Genomic DNA, 17,324 nt, shown 5'->3' with positions numbered 1-17,324 from the left:
GCCCGATCAGAGAGGTGCGCGGCGCAGGGTCGCCAGGAAGGTCGCCGCCCCAATGAACAACCCGGCAAAAGTCCGGTTCAAACGCTTCTGCTGTTTAGGCGTACGCAGCAAGCGCAACACACGCGAAGCCAACCCGGTGTACCCGGCCATCACCAGCATGTCCACAGTGATCATGGTCACGGTGATCGCCACATACTGCGGCAGCAGCGGCGCATGCGGGTTGAGGAACTGCGGCAGCACCGCCAGCATGAAAACCAGCGCCTTGGGGTTGCTGACGTTGACCAAGAAGCCACGGAAGACCAGGCTCAGCGGTTTGCCGATCGGGCGCACGCCGGATTCATCGGTCATGTCCATCGGCAAGGCACGCCACTGCTTGTACGCCAGGTACACCAGGTAGGCGACGCCAAACCATTTGATGACCTGAAACGCCGTGGCCGAGGCAGCCAGGATGGCACCGACGCCGGCAGCGATGATGGCGATCTGCAGGATCAGGCCTAGCTGCAGGCCCAGGGCATTCCAGTAACCACGCCAGAAACCATATTGCAGGCCACTGGACATCGAGGCAATCGCCCCGGCACCGGGTGAAAGGCTGATCACCCAACAGGCGGCAAAGAAGCCCAACCATACTTCCATCGACATCACACACCTCGCTCGAACATTTGTTGCAAAACGTTAAGCTAAGGTTTTGGTGAAAAAACAACCAGCGATTTTTGATGGATTTCTATCGCCTGTACCGACCTCTTCGCGGGCAAGCACGCTCCACAAGTACAGGTTCAGTCCGCTTCGCCAGCCGGCTCTTTGTGCATCGTCTGCACCTCAGCCCCGCGCCAGCGCCGCACCGACTTCTGGAAGAACTGGCTATTGGGCACCTGCACCAAGGCCCCACCCGCTTCGGGCATTTCCAGCAGGGTGGTAAACAGCAGGTTGATGGCGATCACCCGGCCTTTCACGCCCGGCTTGTCCAGGGTGTCGACCAGTTCGACCACATCACCGATGCGAAACGGCCCGACCGTGAAGATCAGCACCGCGCACAGCAGGTTGGACAGCACGCTCCACATGGCGAAAAACGCCACCGCCGCCACCGCGACAAAGCCGGATAATGCCGTCCACAGCACGGTCGCCGAAACACCCAGGCGCTCCAGCACGAACAGCAGTGCGCTGCCCATGATCAGCCAGCGCAGGCCGCCACGCACCGGGACCAGCAGTTCTGGCGGCAGCGGGTAACGCTGGCCCAGGCGGCTCAACCCGCGAGCAACGATGCGCTGCAGGAGGAAGGCTGCCACCAGGATCAACAGAATCTGCAAGCCCAGCCAGAAGGTGTCCATCCATTGTCCTGGCAGCAGCGACCGCAGTTCTTCCATCAGGACAACGCCTCGAGCTCGGCCTGCATGCTTTCGAGGGTTTCCAGCGCTTCCATCCAGGCCTCTTCCAGCTCACCTTCGCGTTGTTTGAGCTTGGTCTGGCGCGCCAGCAGGTCACGCAATTCGTCCTTGCGCGCCGCTTCGTAGAGGCCACCATCACCCAGCGCGGTCTCGATCTCGGCCAATTGCACGTGCACTTGGTTGAGCTCGGTTTCCAGCTTGTCGGCAGCCTTCTTGTGCGGTGCCAGTTGCTGGCGCAAGGCTGCGGCAGCCTGACGCTGGGCTTTCTTGTCGGTCTTGTCCGGGTTGACCGGGGCGGTACTGGCCGGCGCGCTGCGCTGGCGGTACTCAACCAGCCAGCGGCTGTAATCTTCCAGGTCACCGTCGAAGGTATCGACCTTGCCGTCGGCCACCAGCAGGAAATCGTCGGTGGTGCTCTTGAGCAAATGCCGGTCGTGGGACACCACCACCACGGCACCGGCAAACTCCTGCAGGGCCATGGTCAGCGCCAGGCGCATTTCCAGGTCGAGGTGGTTGGTCGGTTCGTCAAGCAGCAGCAGGTTTGGCCGCTCCCAGGCGATCAGCGCCAACGCCAGGCGGGCCTTTTCACCACCGGAGAAGTTCACCACTGGCTCGTCGCAACGGGCACCATGGAAGTCGAAGCCGCCAAGGAAGTCGCGCAGGGTCTGCTCACGCTCGGTGGGGGCGATGCGCTGCAGGTGCAGCAGCGGGCTGGCCTTGTCATCCAGCGAGTCCAGCTGGTGCTGGGCGAAGTAGCCTACCGCAAGGTTTTCGCCACGGACCAAACGGCCCGACAAAGGCTCCAGCTCACCGGCGAGGTTCTTGATCAGGGTGGACTTGCCGGCGCCGTTGGGGCCGAGCAGGCCAATACGAGCACCCGGGGTGAGCTGCAGCTTGACCTTTTCAAGGATGGCCTTGTCGCCATAGCCAAGGCAGCCTTCGGACAGGCTCAGCAACGGGCTGGAAATTTTCTGCGATTCGCGGAAGACAAAGTCGAACGGCGAATCGACATGCGCCGCCGACAACTCCTCCATGCGCTCAAGGGCCTTGATCCGGCTTTGCGCCTGGCGGGCCTTGGTGGCCTGAGCCTTGAAGCGGGCGATGTACTTTTCCATGTGCGCGCGCTGCGCCTGCTGCTTTTCGTAGGCCTGCTGCTGCTGCGCCAGGCGTTCGGCACGGGTGCGCTCGAAGGCGGTGTAGCCGCCTTTGTACAGGTTCAACTTACGCTGCTCGACGTGCAGCACATGGTCGACCACGGCATCGAGGAAGTCACGGTCGTGGGAGATCAGCAACAGCGTACCGGGGTAGCCCTTGAGCCAGTCTTCCAGCCACAGGATGGCGTCCAGGTCGAGGTGGTTGGTGGGTTCGTCGAGCAACAGCAGGTCGGACGGGCACATCAGTGCCTGGGCCAGGTTCAGGCGCATCCGCCAGCCACCGGAGAAGTCGCCGACGCGGCGGTCCATCTGTTCGTTGGTGAAGCCCAGGCCGGCCAGCAACTTGCGCGCGCGGGCGTCGGCGGTGTAGCCGTCGGCGCTTTCCAGTTCACTGTGCAGGCGCGCCAGGGCGGTGCCGTCGTGGGCCTGCTCGGCCGCGGCCAGTTCGGCTTGGACCTTGCGCAGGCGCACGTCGCCGTCGAGCACATAGTCCACGGCCAGGCGGTCGAGGGTGTCGACCTCCTGGCGCATATGGGCGATGCGCCAGTCACCGGGCAGTTGGCAGTCACCGGCATCGGGCGACAGCTCACCGCGCAGCAGGGCGAACAGGCTGGATTTTCCGGCGCCGTTGGCGCCGATCAGGCCGGCCTTGTGACCGGCGTGCAGGGTCATCTCGGCGCCTTCTAGCAAGCGCTGCGGACCACGCTGTAAAGTGAGGTTGGATAGTCTGATCATGATGGTCGCGGAGTCTACCAGCTTCCTCGGCCCATAGCGCGAGTGGAACCATGCACAACGACCTGTGGAGTTACGCCCTGGCCCTGTATGCCAGGCCCGGCGTGGAAGCCGCGTGCCTTGAGCTGCAAGCGCAAGGTGGCGATGTCTGCCTGCTGTTGTGCGCAACCTGGCTGCAGGCACGTGGCGTGGTCCTGCTGGAAGAGCGCGCGCAAGCGCTGCAGGAAGTTGTCGAGCCCTGGCAGCGTGAAGTGGTGGCCCCGTTACGCAGCCTGCGCCAACAATGGCGGGCGGCAGCGTCGCATGATGCGCAACTGGCTGCGTTGCGTGAGCAGGTGAAGGGGTTGGAGTTGCAGGCAGAAAAAACGTTGCTGGAGCGCTTGCAGGAACGCTCGCGACAGTGGCCCGGGGGCTCCCATGAGCCCTCGGACGACTGGCTGGCCCGGCTGGCGCCGGCCCCTGCCCGGCACCACGACGCGCTGGATCAACTGCGCGTCGCGGCGGCTGCGCTTCAGGACGCCGAAGACGGTGCCTGAGCCGGGGTGCTGGCGGGTGTCGACGCGGCTGCCGAAGTGGCCGGGGTCGCCGAGTTGGTTGCAACGGCCGGGGTGCTGGCGGCTGGCGTAGCGGGTTTGGCTTCGGCTGGCTTGCTGGCAACAGGCTTGGCGGCTGGCTTGGTGGCTGTGCGTGCAGGTGCCTTGGCGGTAGCTGGCTTGGCAGCTGGGGCTTTGGCGGCGGGCTTGGCTGCAGGTTTGGCGGCAGCGGTCGCTTTGGCGGCGGGCTTGGCTGCAGGTTTAGCAGCAGCGGTCGCTTTGGCGGCGGGCTTGGCTGCAGGTTTGGCAGCAGCGGTCGCTTTGGCGGCGGGCTTGGCTGCAGGTTTGGCGGCAGCGGTCGCTTTGGCGGCTGGCTTGGCTGCAGGTTTGGCGGCAGCCGTCGCTTTGGCGGCGGGCTTGGCTGCAGGTTTAGCAGCGGCGGTCGCTTTGGCGGCGGGTTTGGCTGCAGGTTTGGCAGCAGCGGTCGCTTTAGCGGCGGGTTTGGCTGCAGGTTTGGCAGCAGCGGTCGCTTTGGCGGCGGGCTTGGCTGCAGGTTTCGCAGCAGCGGTCGCTTTGACGGCTGGCTTGGCCGCAGGTTTGGCAGCAGTAGTCGCTTTGGCAGCGGGCTTGGCCGCAGGTTTGGTAGCACGCAGGTCAAGAGCCTTGGCTGCGGCCTCGCGAACTTTACCTACACCTTGGGCCAGTTTGAGGCTGTCCTGGGCGTCGCGCTTGAGTTGCTGAATGTAAGAACGAGTCTGGGTTTGACGTTCCTTGAGGGCGTCGAGCAACTGTTCAAGTTCGCCAATGGCTTTTTGCGCCTTGGTTTGCGCCTTGGCTTTACCCGCCTTGGCCGCGTCTTGCAGTTTCAGGCGACCGTTGTGCAGTTTTTCCTGCGCCTTGCCACGCTGTTTTTCCAACTTGGCCAACAGTTTTTCCGCATCAGCCAGCGCTTGCGAGCAGGCTTCTTCCAAGTGTTCGAGCAAGCTGCCCGAAAGTTGCTGGAGCAGGTGTAACGGCGTACTTACTGGCTTCTTTTTGGCCGACATGGTTTACCTCCTGGCTGACGAGATTGCGGCTCATACTATGCTTCTGCTGCTACCGCCGCTAGGGCATGTTGACCGTAATATTTACGCCGCGTTGCATGCCTGGGCAAAGTTGTTATCTTGCAGCTGCGTGAAAGTGTAGTTGCTGAATTAATCACTGCTGGTATTTGGGAGTCAGGCGTTGCCTCGATATCTTGTTTTAGGTTTATGCCTGCTGGCCCCCATCGCCTTGGCCGACAGCGACGACCATGACCTGGCCTACAGCCTGGGCGCCAGCCTGGGTGAGCGGCTGCGTCAGGAGATGCCGGGCTTGCAGCTGGATGCACTGGTCGAAGGCCTGAAGCAGTCCTATCAGGGGCAACCCCTCAAGCTCGACAAGGCACGCATGCAGGCGGTGCTCCAGCAGCATGAAGCGCAGGAAGGTGACGCCTCGGTGCAAAAGCTGCAGGCCGCAGAAACACGCTTCATGGCCAACGAGCGTGGGCGTTACGGGGTACACGAACTAGCGGAAGGTGTGCTCTACAGCGAACTGCAAGCAGGTACGGGTGCGCAGCCAAAAGCAGGCGGCAAGGTGCAGGTGCGTTATGTGGGCAGGTTGCCTGATGGTTCGGTGTTCGACCAGAACCAAACGCCCCAGTGGTTCAACCTGGATTCTGTAATCGAGGGCTGGCAGGTGGCCTTGCCGAAGATGCACGCGGGCGCCAAATGGCGCCTGGTGATTCCTTCAGCGCAAGCCTATGGCGCCGAGGGGGCGGGTGATTTGATTGCCCCCTACACCCCCCTGGTGTTCGAGATCGAACTGCTGGCGGTTGGCGACTGACGCCAACCTTCAGGCCTGCACCGCGCCTTCTTCCTTGTGCGCGTTGTGCAGCACCTCGATCAGGCAATCCTCAAGTTCGAAGCGCTCATGCAACAGCCCGCCCAACTTGGCCAGTTTTTCGGCAAAGCGCTCGGTGTCCTTGCACTCACCCTTGGCGCAATGGTCATTGAAGGCCAGTGCGATCTGTGTGCTGTCGTTGATCCGTGGGTTGATTTCTTCGGCCAGCTTCAGCGCCTTCTCGTCCCCGAAAGCCTTGGCCTCGCTGGCCAATTGCTCGCAGACTTCGAAGTGCCACGCCGAAACGTAATCGACCAGGAGCGCGCAAAAGTCCCCGTTGGTGTCCTTGTCGGCAAAGGCTGGCTTCACATCGCGCAGGGCGCGAAAAGCCTGCACCAGTTCCTGGCGCTCCTCCAGCCAACGGTCGATCAGCTTGTGAACCCCACCCCAGCGTTCCTGGGCGTTTTGACAACTATCGAGCATGGCGATCTCTTCCCTTCTGGGTAGATGCCGCTGCACCTCGCACCACGACCGCGCAGCACAAAGGTGTCATCAGCAGGACGGCATCGAGCAGTTGTGTTTTCGGTATGCGTGCTGGGAGATTATTCCCGCGCGTGCTGGCCTTCAAGGTACGCAGCACACAAAGTTCATACAAGTGTTTAATACACTGTTATATCGCCATTGGTCGCGCTAATGGCGCAACCTTGCGCCAAGTCATGTTCTTGCCAGGGTGCGGAAACGATACGCCAGCAGGCAACTCAAGGGCAGCACCGCCAGCAGCAGGAAGGCCAACAGGCTCCACTCCGGCAGTGTCAGGTCGAGAAAGCTCCAGGTAAGCGAGCTGCAATCGGGCCCCCCCAGCAACAGTTGCCGCGCCGCCTCGGCCCAGGAGTGCTCGAACACCCGCCCGATCGGCGCCGGGCACATATGGATGACCCCATGAGCACCCTGCAACCAGACATGCCGCGCGGCCAGCACCGCGCCGGCCAGCGAGCAGCCCAGCGCCACCCGCGCATAACGAAGGGTGCCCCGCGTGCCCGGTGCCTGCAGCACCGCCGCGAGGCACAGCAGCGCGTAAAGGCCAAGCAGTAACCGCTGGCTGAAGCACAAGGGGCAAGGCACCAACCCCAGTGTGTTTTCCAGGTGGAATGAAACAACCAGTACCGCCATTGCAGCCAGGCAGGCAGGAAGAAAAAGGGTGCGCAAATGGGCCGGAAGCATGGGCTGGGTAAGTCCCGGGGAGATGTTGTGGTTTGAAACGGTAGAGGAAAGACACGCTTTGTTTCAAGGCACGACAGCAGCGACAAGTCGCTGAATCGCGTAGGAAATTTCCAGCGATGGAGTGGGAAGCGCCGGAAGGAATGGACTACGGATCTAACTGACAGCAATCGATAAATTACCCGCTCCCGAAGCCCGCACCTTGGCGCGGGCCTTGGGGTGGGTCAGGCGCGTACGCCTTCGGGCAAAGGCAGCGCCAGCAGGCGTTCGTCCAGCAGGCCAAGGCCCTCCTGGAACAGCTGGTTGCTGCGCTCGGTCTCGCCCAGCCCCGCGAGCAAGCGAGCCAGCTCGGCACAGGCCTCGGGGTTGCGCTCCATGCGCAGGCTGCTTTCCAGGTAATCACGCGCCTTGCCCCACAGGCGGTTCTGCAGGCTCAGACGGCCCAAGGTCAGCAGCAGGCTGGCGTCTTGCGGGTGGGCCTTGAGCCAACCTTCTGCGGTTTGCAGCTGACGCGCCGGATCATCACCGCGCACCAAGCCATAAAGGCGGGCCAGGTGGCTTTCGTATTCGCGCTTGAGGGCAGTGCGCAGCACGTGCTCGGCCTCGCTCTGGGCACCTACCTGGCGCAATTGCTCGGCGTACGCCAATACCAGCTGTGGCTCTTGGCGCTGGGCTGCGGTCAGCTGTTGCCAGGCGCGCTCCAGGGCCTGACGTGCAGTTTGCGCGTCCTCGCCACGGGTGGTGGCCAGGCTCAGGTTCTGGCCCCAGGCACGCTGCTCCAGGGCGGCCAGCTCGGCGGGCGGCAACACCTTGCCCTTGCGCAGGTCGGGCAGCAGGCGGATCAGTGCGGACCAGTCGCCGCGCTCCAGGTACAGGCGTTGCAGCAGGCGCAACACCTGGCTGTTGTGCGGGTGGCGCTCCTGCATGGCCAGCAGGGTTTCCAGAGCCCCATCGGTTTCACCACGGTCCATTTGCAACTGGGCATGGGTCAGGGCAATGGCCAGTTCCGCTTGCGGCTGGCGCTCCAAGGCACGCTCCAGCAGGTTGTCGCTGTCTTCGGTGCGGCCTTGCTCGTTGGCAGCACGCGCGGCACCGAGGTAATACAGCAGCGGTTGGCGCTCGGCCTCGGCGGCGCGGTGCAGGTGACGCTGAGCGCTGGCCCAGCGACCCTCGGCGAGATCGAGCTGGCCCTGCTCGATGGCCACGCGGATGCGCCGGCTGCGGTTACGCCGCGACCACGGGTTGACCACACCGCTGGAGGTCAGCACCAGGCCGACCAGGTAGCGCAACAGCCACAACAGCGCGACCACGGCCAGCAAGCCGGCCAGGGCCGCCCACAGCCCCGATTGATAGCGGAAACCACCATAGGAAATCAGCACGTAACCGCTGTGCTTGGCGACTGCGATGCCCAGCGCGGCGGCAACCACGATTGCCAGCACGGCCAGCAGGTAGACACGCTTCATGGCTTGCCCCCTTCAGCCTCGGCCGGCAGATGACGCCGCTGAATGTAGGCCTGCACTGCCGCCAGGCTTTCGCTGAGGTCGGGGGTAACCACGGACACGGGCTGATCGGCCAACGCATTGAGGCTGTCGAGCATGGCCTTGCTTTGCGGGTTGTCGGCGTTGAAGTTCGCCAGCAGCACGCTGCGGGCATCATCCAGCGCCTGTGTGTAGACCTTGGCGTCACCATTGAGCGCCGCCCACTGGGCCTGTTCGATGGTCAGGCTCAGGGCCAGGCGCAGCTGGTTCAGCTGCTGCCCGGCCAGCAGTGGCCGCACGTTTTCATCGGCGTTGAAGTCGATCTGGAAGTACTTGGAGATTTCTGCCCACCACTGCGACAGCCGGCTGGCACCATCACCATCGGCGGTCAGGGCGCCAAGCGCATCGGCATTGGTGTCGAATTCGGGCGACTGGGCGCTTAGCTGCTGTACCAGCTCACGCTGTGCTGCCAGTTTCAGGAACAGGCCAGTACGGTCCGGTTGCTGGGTGCTGCCGAGCGTGGCCAGGCTGCGTGCCAGTTGCTCCCGGGCGGCGAAAGCACCCGGGTCGCTCTGCTCGCGCAGAATTTCGTCGGCGCCTTCGACCAAGGCTTTGGCACTGGTGATGTCCTGCAAGGCCGAAAGGCGCAGGGTAGCCAGGCGCAAGAGGTGCTCGGCTTCTGCCAGGCGCCACTCCTTGCGGCTTTCTCCCAGCACGGTTTCCAGGCGCTGGCTGAGGCGCTGCTGGTCGCCCTGCAATTGCGCCACCAGGCGTCGGCGGTCTTCCAGCTCGCTGGCTGCAGGCAAGCTGGCCAGTTGCGCGCTGATCTGCTGTTCGCGCTGCTGCAGGGCTTCGGCGCGCTGGGTCAGCGCCTCGATGTGCTGGCCCTGGTTGAACTCGCTGCCTTGCAGTTGACGCACCTGCCAGACACCCCAGCCACCTACCGCCACCCCGGCCGCGCCAAGCAACAGGGCCAGCGCTGCCAGGCCACTGCCGGAGCGCTTGGCAGGTGGGGCGGTAACGGGTTCCGCCGGCGTCTGTGCCGACGGCTGATCGTTATTGGACAAGACAGTCTCGCTCACGTATCCATCCTTTGCATGGGGGCGCATCGCGTACAGCTTAGCGCCTTAAGAGGCAGGTGCAGCGCTACGCTGCACGGCTGCCAGCAAGGCCGTGGCACTGGCGCCACGGCAATCCACAACCTGTTGGGCCCCGGCGGCCCTGGCCTGCTCGGCGACCCGTGGGCTGGGCACGAACAGCGGCAGGCGTGCCAGCTGCGGCCAATCCGCACCGGCCAGCTGCTGCAAATGTTCAAAACCCTGCCCACTGCTGACCACCAGGCCATTGAGGCGTTCCGCTTCGATGCGGCGCATCAGCGTACCCGCCGGGTATACCGGCAGGCAGCGACGATACAGTTCCAGATATTCGACACTAGCACCTTGCTCTGCAAGACGCTCTGCCAGCAGTTCGCGACCTCCGACGCCGCGAACGATCAACACACGCGGTGCCGGCGCGGCAACTGCCTGGCGCAGGGCCGGCAGCGCCAGCAAGGCTTCGCTGTCATCGCCACGCGGCGGAGCGCTCACCTCCAACCCCGCCCCCTGCAGCACCGCAGCGGTTGCCTCGCCCACCGTGAACCAGCCTTGGCGTGGCGGCTGAAGGCTGGCCTTGGCCAGTTGCTCAAGCAACAGGCGGGCGGCCGGCTTGCTAACCACGATGATTGCCTGGAAGCCGTGCAGGCCTTCCAGTAACAATCGCTGCGGGGTCTCTAACGTAACGGGCTCAATCGCCAGCAGTGGCAGGCAACTGCTGCCCACGCCCTCCTCCGCCAGGCTTTGCGCCAGTGCCGCGCAGTCCTCGGCAGGCCGGGTCAGCAACAGGCGCCATTGGCTCACGGGTGGCCGGCCTCGCCATAGACTTCCTTGAGGATGGCCTCGGCGCCCTGGCTCAGTAAGTCCTCGGCTACCTGTACGCCCAAGGTTTCGGCAGCAGTGCGAGGGGCGCGGGCATCGGCCACCAGCAGCGTTCCGCCACTCGGCTGGCCGACCAGGCCACGCAGCCACAGCTGGTCGCCTTCAAGCACCGCATAGCAGGCGATCGGCACCTGGCAGCCGCCATTCAGGTGCTTGTTCAGGGCACGTTCGGCCACCACCCGGTCGGCGGTATCGGCATGGTGCAGTGGCGCCAGCAATGCATGAATCTCAACGTCGGCACTGCGGCACTCGATACCCACGGCGCCCTGGCCGCCAGCCGGCAGGCTGTCATCGACGCTGATGGTGGAGGTGATGCGGTCTTCGAAGCCCAGACGGATCAGGCCAGCAGCGGCGAGGATGATGGCGTCGTACTCGCCGGCATCCAGCTTGGCCAGGCGGGTGTTGACGTTGCCCCGCAGAAAGCGGATTTGCAGGTCTGGCCGGCGCGCCAGCAACTGGGCCTGGCGGCGCAGGCTGGAGGTGCCGACGATGCTGCCGGCAGGTAGTGCTTCGAGGCTGTCGAACGTATTGGAAACGAAGGCGTCACGCGGGTCTTCACGCTCGCAGATGCAGTACAGGCCCAGGCCTTCGGGGAAGTCCATGGGCACGTCCTTCATCGAATGCACGGCGATGTCGGCTTCGTTGTCCAGCAGGGCGGTTTCCAGCTCCTTGACGAACAGGCCTTTGCCGCCGATTTTCGCCAGCGGCGCGTCGAGTAGCTTGTCACCACGGCTGACCATGGGCACCAGGGTCACCAGCAGACCCGGGTGAGCCTGCTCGAGACGGGCTTTGACGTATTCGGCCTGCCACAGGGCCAAGGCACTTTTACGGGTGGCAATGCGGATTTCGCGAGTGGACATGGAACGCCCCGATCCAGAGAAATACCACCGATGATAACAGCATCGCCGGTATCGCTTGCAGATACGGATCAACAGGTCATGTGCGGCTTTGTGTGAAAGCGGCCTTGCGGCCCTTTCGCGACACAAGGCCGCTCCCACAAGGGCAGAACCAGGCCACAGGTTTGCGCAGACGGCCTCAGAGCGTCTGCATCATCTTGCGCACCCCAGCCACATGCCGGCGGCTGACGGTCAGGGCGTCGCCGTCCAGGCCTTTCAGGTACAGCTGAAAGTGCCCCAGCGGGGTGCGCTGCAGGCGTTCGATGCGCTCGCGGGCGACCAACGCATTGCGGTGGATGCGCACGAAGCGTTCGCCAAACTCGTCTTCCAGGGCCTTGAGTGGCTCATCGAGCAGTACTTCCCCGGCTTCGTGGCGCAAGGTCACGTACTTGTGGTCGGCGATGAAATAGATCACCTGGGGTATAGGGATCAATTCGATGCCTTTACGTGTACGGGCACTGATGTGGCTGCGTGGGCCACCACCTTCGTTGGCTGGCCGGGTAAGCGCCGCCAATTGGGCACGGTTGGGTTTTTCGGCCTTGCGCAAGGCATCGCGCAACGCCTGGGGCTGGAAAGGCTTGGTCACATGGCTGAGGGTACTGTCCTTGAATGCCTCGGCACCGTATTCATCGTCCCCGGTGCAAAACACCACCGCCGGCGGCGCCTCGCGTTCGCACAGGCGAGCGGCGACCTGCAGGCCATCCAGGCCTGGCATGCCGATGTCCAGCAGGACCACATCGGGCTTGAGGCTTTCGATCAGCGCCAGGGCCTCCTCGCCGTTGGTGGCGCTGGGCTCCAGCACGGTGTAACCCTCCAGTTCGCCGAGCAGCCGGGTGAGGCGTTCACGGCCTTGGGGTTCGTCATCAACGATCAGGACATTCATAATTGCGCTGGATTCCTGAATGAGTCTCGCACAGGTATAGCGTAGACAGGTGTGGTTCGAGCGACACTGCGGTCACGCTCTAGACCGGTGCGATGGCCAAAGATTCACTCGGACGGCAGATTCACCGCCAGTCCCTTGTCCAACTGTAGACGGTCCGTGGAACACTGCCGTTCATTCCTTAAAATCCTTCTCTGCCATTTTCCGGGCATTTCTCTCGACCGGCGCCCTGCGGCAGCCAGCCCAACCCTGCTATTATCGGCGCCACTTTTTCGTTCACGCCTGCAATGAGTGAATCCATGAGCACCGACAAGACCAATCAGTCCTGGGGCGGCCGCTTCAGTGAGCCCGTCGACGCCTTCGTCGCCCGTTTCACCGCCTCGGTCGATTTCGACAAGCGCCTGTACCGCCACGACATCATGGGTTCGATCGCCCATGCCACCATGCTGGCGCAGGTCGGCGTGCTCAGCGATGCCGAGCGCGACACCATCATCGATGGCCTGAAAACCATCCAGGGCGAGATCGAAGCCGGTAACTTCGACTGGCGCGTCGACCTCGAAGACGTGCACATGAACATCGAAGCACGCCTGACTGACCGCATCGGCATCACCGGTAAGAAGCTGCACACAGGCCGTAGCCGCAACGACCAGGTGGCCACCGACATCCGCCTGTGGCTGCGCGACGAAATCGACCTGATCCTGGCCGAAATAACCCGCCTGCAGCAGGGCCTGCTGGAGCAGGCCGAGCGCGAAGCCGAAACCATCATGCCCGGCTTCACTCACCTGCAAACCGCGCAGCCGGTCACCTTCGGCCACCACCTGCTGGCCTGGTTCGAAATGCTCAGCCGCGACTACGAGCGCCTGGTCGACTGCCGCAAGCGCGCCAATCGCATGCCACTGGGCAGCGCGGCGTTGGCTGGTACCACCTACCCGATCGACCGCGAGCTCACCTGCAAGCTGCTGGGCTTCGAAGCCGTGGCCGGCAACTCGCTGGACGGCGTGTCGGACCGTGACTTCGCCATCGAATTCTGCGCTGCTGCCAGCGTGGCGATGATGCACCTGTCGCGCTTCTCCGAAGAGCTGGTGCTGTGGACCAGCGCGCAGTTCCAGTTCATCGACCTGCCCGACCGCTTCTGCACCGGCAGCTCGATCATGCCGCAGAAAAAGAACCCGGACGTGCCAGAGCTGGTGCGCGGCAAGACCGGCCGCGTGTTTGGCGCTTTGACCGGCCTGCTGACCCTGATGAAAGGCCAGCCGTTGGCCTACAACAAGGACAACCAGGAAGACAAGGAACCGCTGTTCGACGCCGCCGACACCCTGCGCGACTCGCTGCGTGCCTTTGCCGACATGATCCCGGCGATCAAGCCCAAGCACGCCATCATGCGTGAAGCGGCCCTGCGCGGCTTCTCCACCGCCACCGACCTGGCCGACTACCTGGTACGCCGTGGCCTGCCGTTCCGTGACTGCCACGAAATCGTTGGCCACGCGGTGAAGTATGGTGTGGACACCGGCAAGGACCTGGCCGAGATGAGCCTGGACGAACTGCGCCAGTTCAGCGACCAGATCGAGCAAGACGTGTTTGCCGTGCTCACTCTGGAAGGCTCGGTGAATGCCCGTAACCACATTGGTGGTACGGCGCCGGCGCAAGTGCGTGCGGCGGTGGTTCGCGGCAAGGCGCTGCTGGCTTCGCGCTGATCAGAGCCTGGGGCCGCTTTGCGGCCCCCGGCCGTTAGCGTTTACCGCTACGAATCATCTCCATGAAGGCCGGCATCGCCGCCTCTTTGTCCGCCACGACCCGCGCCATGTGCGGGTTCTCGCTCATCATCTGCAGCAACGCCTTGGCCTGCGGGAAGTCCGCCAGGAAGTCGATGTTCAGCACCTTCTTGCCCACGGCATACGCCAGGTCGACCGAGAAGCAGAACATCAGGTCTGCCAGCGTCAGTTGCTCACCCGCTACATAAGGTGCGAAACGCCCATTGCGTTTGAGGGTGGCAAAGCCAGCCAGCAGGTCGGCACGGGCTTTCTCCTTGATCAGTGGCTCCACCGACATGCCAAAGAACGCCTCGGCATAGCAGGTTCGTGCCGGCAGTTCGATATACAACTCGATTTCCTTGCGCAGCTCACGCACCTTGGCCTGCCCGAATGGGTCGGCCGGCAACAGCGCCTTGCCCCCCTGGGTCTGCTCGATGTAGTCGAGGATCACACTGGTTTCGCTGAGGAAGCCATGTTCGGTTTCAAGCACCGGCACCTTGCCACGTGGGCTCACTTTCAGTGCCTGTGGCGCCTGGCCGCCATAGAATGTGACTTCCTCGAAGGGCAGGCCTTTTTCCAGCAGGGCCAGTTTGACCATGTTGTAGTAGTTGCTGACCGAGAATCCATAAAGCTTGAGCATGAGGTAACAGCCTCCAGGCCGTAAGGGGTTGGCCCGGCTTTTATAGACCGTACGCCCGCCCCTGACTAGCGTCATGCACCCCATCAATGCCCAGGCATTGCCGCCACGGGCGTGGCACACTGTCGTATCCCATCACAGGAGTACCGCCATGAGCGAGCCCACCGACCTCGACAATGACGACGAAGCCTTCGCCGAGGCAACGCTGACCCAGGCCATCGAAAACCAGATCGAAAGCGGCGAACCGCCAGCGGCCAAAGCCACTTACAACAAGCTGACCCTGGTCGGCTATGAGCGTGAAGACATTCTCAACCTGATGGCCCATGTGCTGGCCTTCGAGATCGACAACATGCTGGTAGAGGACCGCGCGTTCAACGGCGAGTGGTATGAAAACGCTTTGCGGGCGCTGCCGGAGCTGCCGCCTGAGATGGATCAAGGCGAGGACGAATAACCCGACTACACTCGAAGATCAGGCACCGCTGACGGTGCCGCCATCCTTGTCTGGAAGTCAGGAGCTGCCATGCCTTTTACCCCCGATCTGATCGACGAACTGGAAGTACTCGCGCTGTTCAAACACGACAGCAGCCAGGAAGGCATCAAGATTAACAGTACCGCCGCCCCTGCCTTGATCGCGGCAGCGCAACGCCTGCATGAAAAGGGGCTGACCGATCAACCTGATGGCGGCTACCTGACCAGCCTGGGTCATGACGCCGTTGAAAGCGTGCAATTGCTGCAGAACATTCTCAAGGCGCCACAGCCGGCCTGAGCCGAGATTGAAAAGGGGCTGCCATGCAGCCCCTCGCTCAGTTTGCAGTTGCCCTGCGCTTTTCCGCCAGACGCGAACGCCCGTACAGGAACACGATGGCCAACAAGGCCACCGCCTGCGCCGACAACGAGTAGGCGTCGGCATGAATCCCCAACCAGTCGAACTCGAAGAACGCTACCGGTCGTGTGCCCAGCACCCCGGCCTCTTGCAGCGCCTTCACGCCATGCCCGGCGAACACCACCGACAGCGCGCACAGCAGCGCGGCGTTGATGCTGAAGAACAGCGAAAGCGGCAGCTTCGCAGAGCCACGCAGAATCACCCAAGCCAAGCCCACCAACAGCACCAGTGCCGTGGCGCCACCCGCCAGCACAGCCTGATGCCCAGCAGGGCCTGCCTGCAACCACAGGGTTTCGTAGAACAGGATCACTTCGAACAGTTCGCGGTACACCGAGAAAAACGCCAGCAGGGCGAAGCCGAAACGCCCGCCGCCGCTAACCAGGCTGCTCTTGATGTAGTTCTGCCAGGCAGCGGCGTGTCGACGGTCGTGCATCCATACCCCTAGCCACAACACCATCACCGCAGCGAACAAGGCCGTGCAGCCTTCCAGCAGCTCGCGCTGAGCCCCACCCACATCGATCACATAGGCCGCCAGCGCCCAGGTGGCGAAGCCGGCAACCAGCGCCAGGCCCCAGCCTATGTTGACGCTGCGTACCGCCGACTGCTGCCCGGTGTTACGCAGGAAGGCCAGAATCGCCGCCAGCACCAGAATCGCTTCCAGCCCTTCGCGCAACAGGATCAGCAAACCGGAGATATAGCTAAGCGACCAGCTCAGGCCATCGCTGCCCAACAGCTTGGCGGCCTGGTCCAGCTTGCGCTTGGCTTCGGCCAGCCGTTGCTCGGCCTGAGCCACGGGCAACCCGTCCTGCAGCGATTGGCGGTAGGCCATGAGGGATTTTTCGGTGTCCTTGCGCGCCTGGGTGTCGATATTGTCCAGTGAGCTTTCCACCAACTCGAAACCTTCCAGGTAGGCCGCCACCGACAGGTCATAGGCCTGGTCATGGTCACCTGCGCGGTAGGCCGCCAGGCTCTTGTCCAGCGTGCTGGCGGTGTATTCGAGCAGTTGCGCCGGGCCACGTTTGACCTGCGGCGGCTGGGCACGCTGCGCGCGGAATGCTTCCAGCACCGCCGCGCCTTCATTGGCAGCGACCTCAGCCGGGGTCTGGCGGGCCAGGTCGGCGATGTTCCAGGTCTTGTCACCTTTGCCAGCTTCTGGCTTGGCGGTGAAGCTGGCGATATAAGCGGCCACATCCCAGCGCTGGCGGTCGTCCAACTGGTCGGCAAAGGACGGCATTTCGGTACCGTCGATGCCCAGGGCCAGTGTGTTGTACAGGTCGAACAAGCTCAACTGGTCGAGGCGTGCCGCATCACGCAGGTTGGCCGGGGCAGGCTCCAGGCCCACGCCAGCCGGTCCGTCGCCAGCCCCCGTGTCACCGTGGCAGATGGCGCAGTTTTGCGCATACAGCGCCGCGCCACGGGCGGGGTCCGGGGTGATCACCGGGGCCTGACTGACCTCGTAGGCTACAGCCAGGCGCGCGCCCAGCTGGCGGGCCTGCTTGGCGACCGCTGTGCCCTCTTGGCGCTGATCGATGGCCTGGCGCAATGCCTGGACGCCCTGCTCCAGTGCCGCTTGCTCGGCATTTGCGGGAAGGCCTTTGACCAGGTCGCCCAATACCGCGCCAAACTCCTGTTGCTCACGGTATTCACCCTCGTCGATCACCTTGCCTTCTTGAACGGTCGGTGGGTAATCGGCGCCAATGTAGTCCAGCAGGTGCAAGGCTTTTGCGGCCTCGGCGGGCGACTCGGCCAGCGCCAAGGTGCTACACAGCGCCAGCACCGGGCCGAGCAATAGAGCCGGCAGCCAGGTGAGCAGACGGGAACGGGTATTCATGGCCAGTCTCGAAGGGAATGCGAAAGAGAACATTGTTCACTCCGACTTGGCTTCCCTCAAGGGTGCAGGGCGGATTTCATGAAAAATCTTGGTACAAATCAGATGAAGTGGGGCAT

18 protein-coding genes are annotated in these 17,324 nt (G+C 63.4%); 5 read left to right on the top strand and 13 right to left on the bottom strand.

The genetic code is table 11. The features are described 5' to 3' along the window. Positions 1-6: 6 nt before the first annotated feature. The 3 genes from Q9451_RS01020 to Q9451_RS01010 all read right to left on the bottom strand — a co-directional run bounded on the left by Q9451_RS01020 (position 7) and on the right by Q9451_RS01010 (position 3,271). A complete protein-coding gene (locus Q9451_RS01020; protein WP_012270005.1) occupies positions 7-639 on the bottom strand; it encodes a LysE family transporter in 633 nt (210 codons plus the stop codon). A 134-nt stretch (positions 640-773) separates the two neighbouring features. Next, complete coding sequence (locus Q9451_RS01015) at positions 774-1,361, bottom strand: mechanosensitive ion channel family protein (protein WP_012270004.1); 588 nt, start codon at positions 1,359-1,361, stop codon at positions 774-776. Continuing rightward, positions 1,361-3,271, bottom strand: coding sequence for an ATP-binding cassette domain-containing protein (locus tag Q9451_RS01010; protein ID WP_041166349.1), 1,911 nt, complete (start codon positions 3,269-3,271; stop codon positions 1,361-1,363). The genes Q9451_RS01015 and Q9451_RS01010 overlap by 1 nt, the downstream gene beginning before the upstream one ends. A 50-nt stretch (positions 3,272-3,321) precedes the next feature. Between Q9451_RS01010 and Q9451_RS01005 the strand changes: the two genes are divergently transcribed. Then, a complete protein-coding gene (locus tag Q9451_RS01005; RefSeq protein WP_012270002.1) occupies positions 3,322-3,804 on the top strand; it encodes a TIGR02444 family protein in 483 nt (160 codons plus the stop codon). On the opposite strand, the gene Q9451_RS01000 is transcribed toward Q9451_RS01005, so the two are convergent. Beyond that, the gene (locus Q9451_RS01000; protein ID WP_012270001.1) at positions 3,780-4,847 is read right to left on the bottom strand and encodes an AlgP family protein; all 1,068 of its coding nucleotides are present in this window, start codon (positions 4,845-4,847) and stop codon (positions 3,780-3,782) included. The genes Q9451_RS01005 and Q9451_RS01000 overlap by 25 nt on opposite strands. 178 nt (positions 4,848-5,025) lie before the next feature. Between Q9451_RS01000 and Q9451_RS00995 the strand changes: the two genes are divergently transcribed. Beyond that, on the top strand, positions 5,026-5,664 hold the full coding sequence (locus tag Q9451_RS00995; protein WP_012270000.1) for an FKBP-type peptidyl-prolyl cis-trans isomerase: 639 nt from the start codon (positions 5,026-5,028) through the stop codon (positions 5,662-5,664). 9 nt (positions 5,665-5,673) lie between these two features. Here the strand turns inward: Q9451_RS00995 and Q9451_RS00990 are convergent, their stop codons facing one another. From Q9451_RS00990 to Q9451_RS00960, 7 genes are all read right to left on the bottom strand, one after another. Next, positions 5,674-6,144: an Rsd/AlgQ family anti-sigma factor gene (locus tag Q9451_RS00990; protein ID WP_012269999.1), complete on the bottom strand. Its 471-nt coding sequence runs from the start codon at positions 6,142-6,144 to the stop codon at positions 5,674-5,676. Positions 6,145-6,375: 231 nt separating this feature from the next. Beyond that, entirely contained in the window at positions 6,376-6,882 is a 507-nt protein-coding gene (locus Q9451_RS00985) for a disulfide bond formation protein B (RefSeq protein WP_012269998.1), read from the bottom strand. Positions 6,883-7,103: 221 nt separating this feature from the next. Continuing rightward, entirely contained in the window at positions 7,104-8,342 is a 1,239-nt protein-coding gene (locus Q9451_RS00980; protein ID WP_012269997.1) for a heme biosynthesis protein HemY, read from the bottom strand. Then, positions 8,339-9,439, bottom strand: coding sequence for a uroporphyrinogen-III C-methyltransferase (locus Q9451_RS00975; protein WP_012269996.1), 1,101 nt, complete (start codon positions 9,437-9,439; stop codon positions 8,339-8,341). Before Q9451_RS00975 ends, Q9451_RS00980 begins: the two co-directional genes overlap by 4 nt. A gap of 45 nt (positions 9,440-9,484) precedes the next feature. Continuing rightward, the gene (locus tag Q9451_RS00970; protein WP_012269995.1) at positions 9,485-10,252 is read right to left on the bottom strand and encodes a uroporphyrinogen-III synthase; all 768 of its coding nucleotides are present in this window, start codon (positions 10,250-10,252) and stop codon (positions 9,485-9,487) included. Continuing rightward, on the bottom strand, positions 10,249-11,190 hold the full coding sequence (gene hemC / locus Q9451_RS00965; RefSeq protein WP_012269994.1) for a hydroxymethylbilane synthase: 942 nt from the start codon (positions 11,188-11,190) through the stop codon (positions 10,249-10,251). Before hemC ends, Q9451_RS00970 begins: the two co-directional genes overlap by 4 nt. Before the next feature lie 175 nt (positions 11,191-11,365). Next, complete coding sequence (locus tag Q9451_RS00960) at positions 11,366-12,109, bottom strand: LytTR family DNA-binding domain-containing protein (RefSeq protein ID WP_012269993.1); 744 nt, start codon at positions 12,107-12,109, stop codon at positions 11,366-11,368. 296 nt (positions 12,110-12,405) lie between these two features. Here Q9451_RS00960 and argH point away from each other — a divergent pair, with 296 nt between their 5' ends. Next, positions 12,406-13,800 (top strand): argininosuccinate lyase, encoded by a 1,395-nt coding sequence (gene argH / locus Q9451_RS00955; protein WP_012269992.1) that lies wholly within the window; start codon positions 12,406-12,408, stop codon positions 13,798-13,800. Positions 13,801-13,834: 34 nt separating this feature from the next. Here the strand turns inward: argH and Q9451_RS00950 are convergent, their stop codons facing one another. Beyond that, the gene (locus Q9451_RS00950) at positions 13,835-14,497 is read right to left on the bottom strand and encodes a glutathione S-transferase (protein ID WP_012269991.1); all 663 of its coding nucleotides are present in this window, start codon (positions 14,495-14,497) and stop codon (positions 13,835-13,837) included. A gap of 148 nt (positions 14,498-14,645) precedes the next feature. On the opposite strand from Q9451_RS00950, the gene Q9451_RS00945 reads away from it, so the two are divergent. Together Q9451_RS00945 and Q9451_RS00940 are read left to right on the top strand one after the other, a co-directional pair. Next, positions 14,646-14,945, top strand: a complete 300-nt coding sequence (locus Q9451_RS00945; RefSeq protein WP_012269990.1) for a hypothetical protein — start codon at positions 14,646-14,648, stop codon at positions 14,943-14,945. Between the two features lie 69 nt (positions 14,946-15,014). Next, positions 15,015-15,260 (top strand): TIGR02647 family protein, encoded by a 246-nt coding sequence (locus tag Q9451_RS00940; protein ID WP_012269989.1) that lies wholly within the window; start codon positions 15,015-15,017, stop codon positions 15,258-15,260. Positions 15,261-15,297: 37 nt separating this feature from the next. Here Q9451_RS00940 and Q9451_RS00935 read toward each other — a convergent pair whose 3' ends face one another. Beyond that, positions 15,298-17,241 carry a cytochrome c/FTR1 family iron permease gene (locus Q9451_RS00935; RefSeq protein WP_012269988.1) on the bottom strand — a complete coding sequence of 648 codons (1,944 nt, stop codon included), beginning with the start codon at positions 17,239-17,241 and terminating at the stop codon, positions 15,298-15,300. Positions 17,242-17,324: the final 83 nt, after the last annotated feature.

The sequence above is a fragment of the Pseudomonas sp. NY8896 genome (assembly GCF_039634505.1).
The sequence above is the reverse complement of the archived record's forward strand: the minus strand, read 5'-3'. Positions and strand labels throughout refer to the sequence as shown.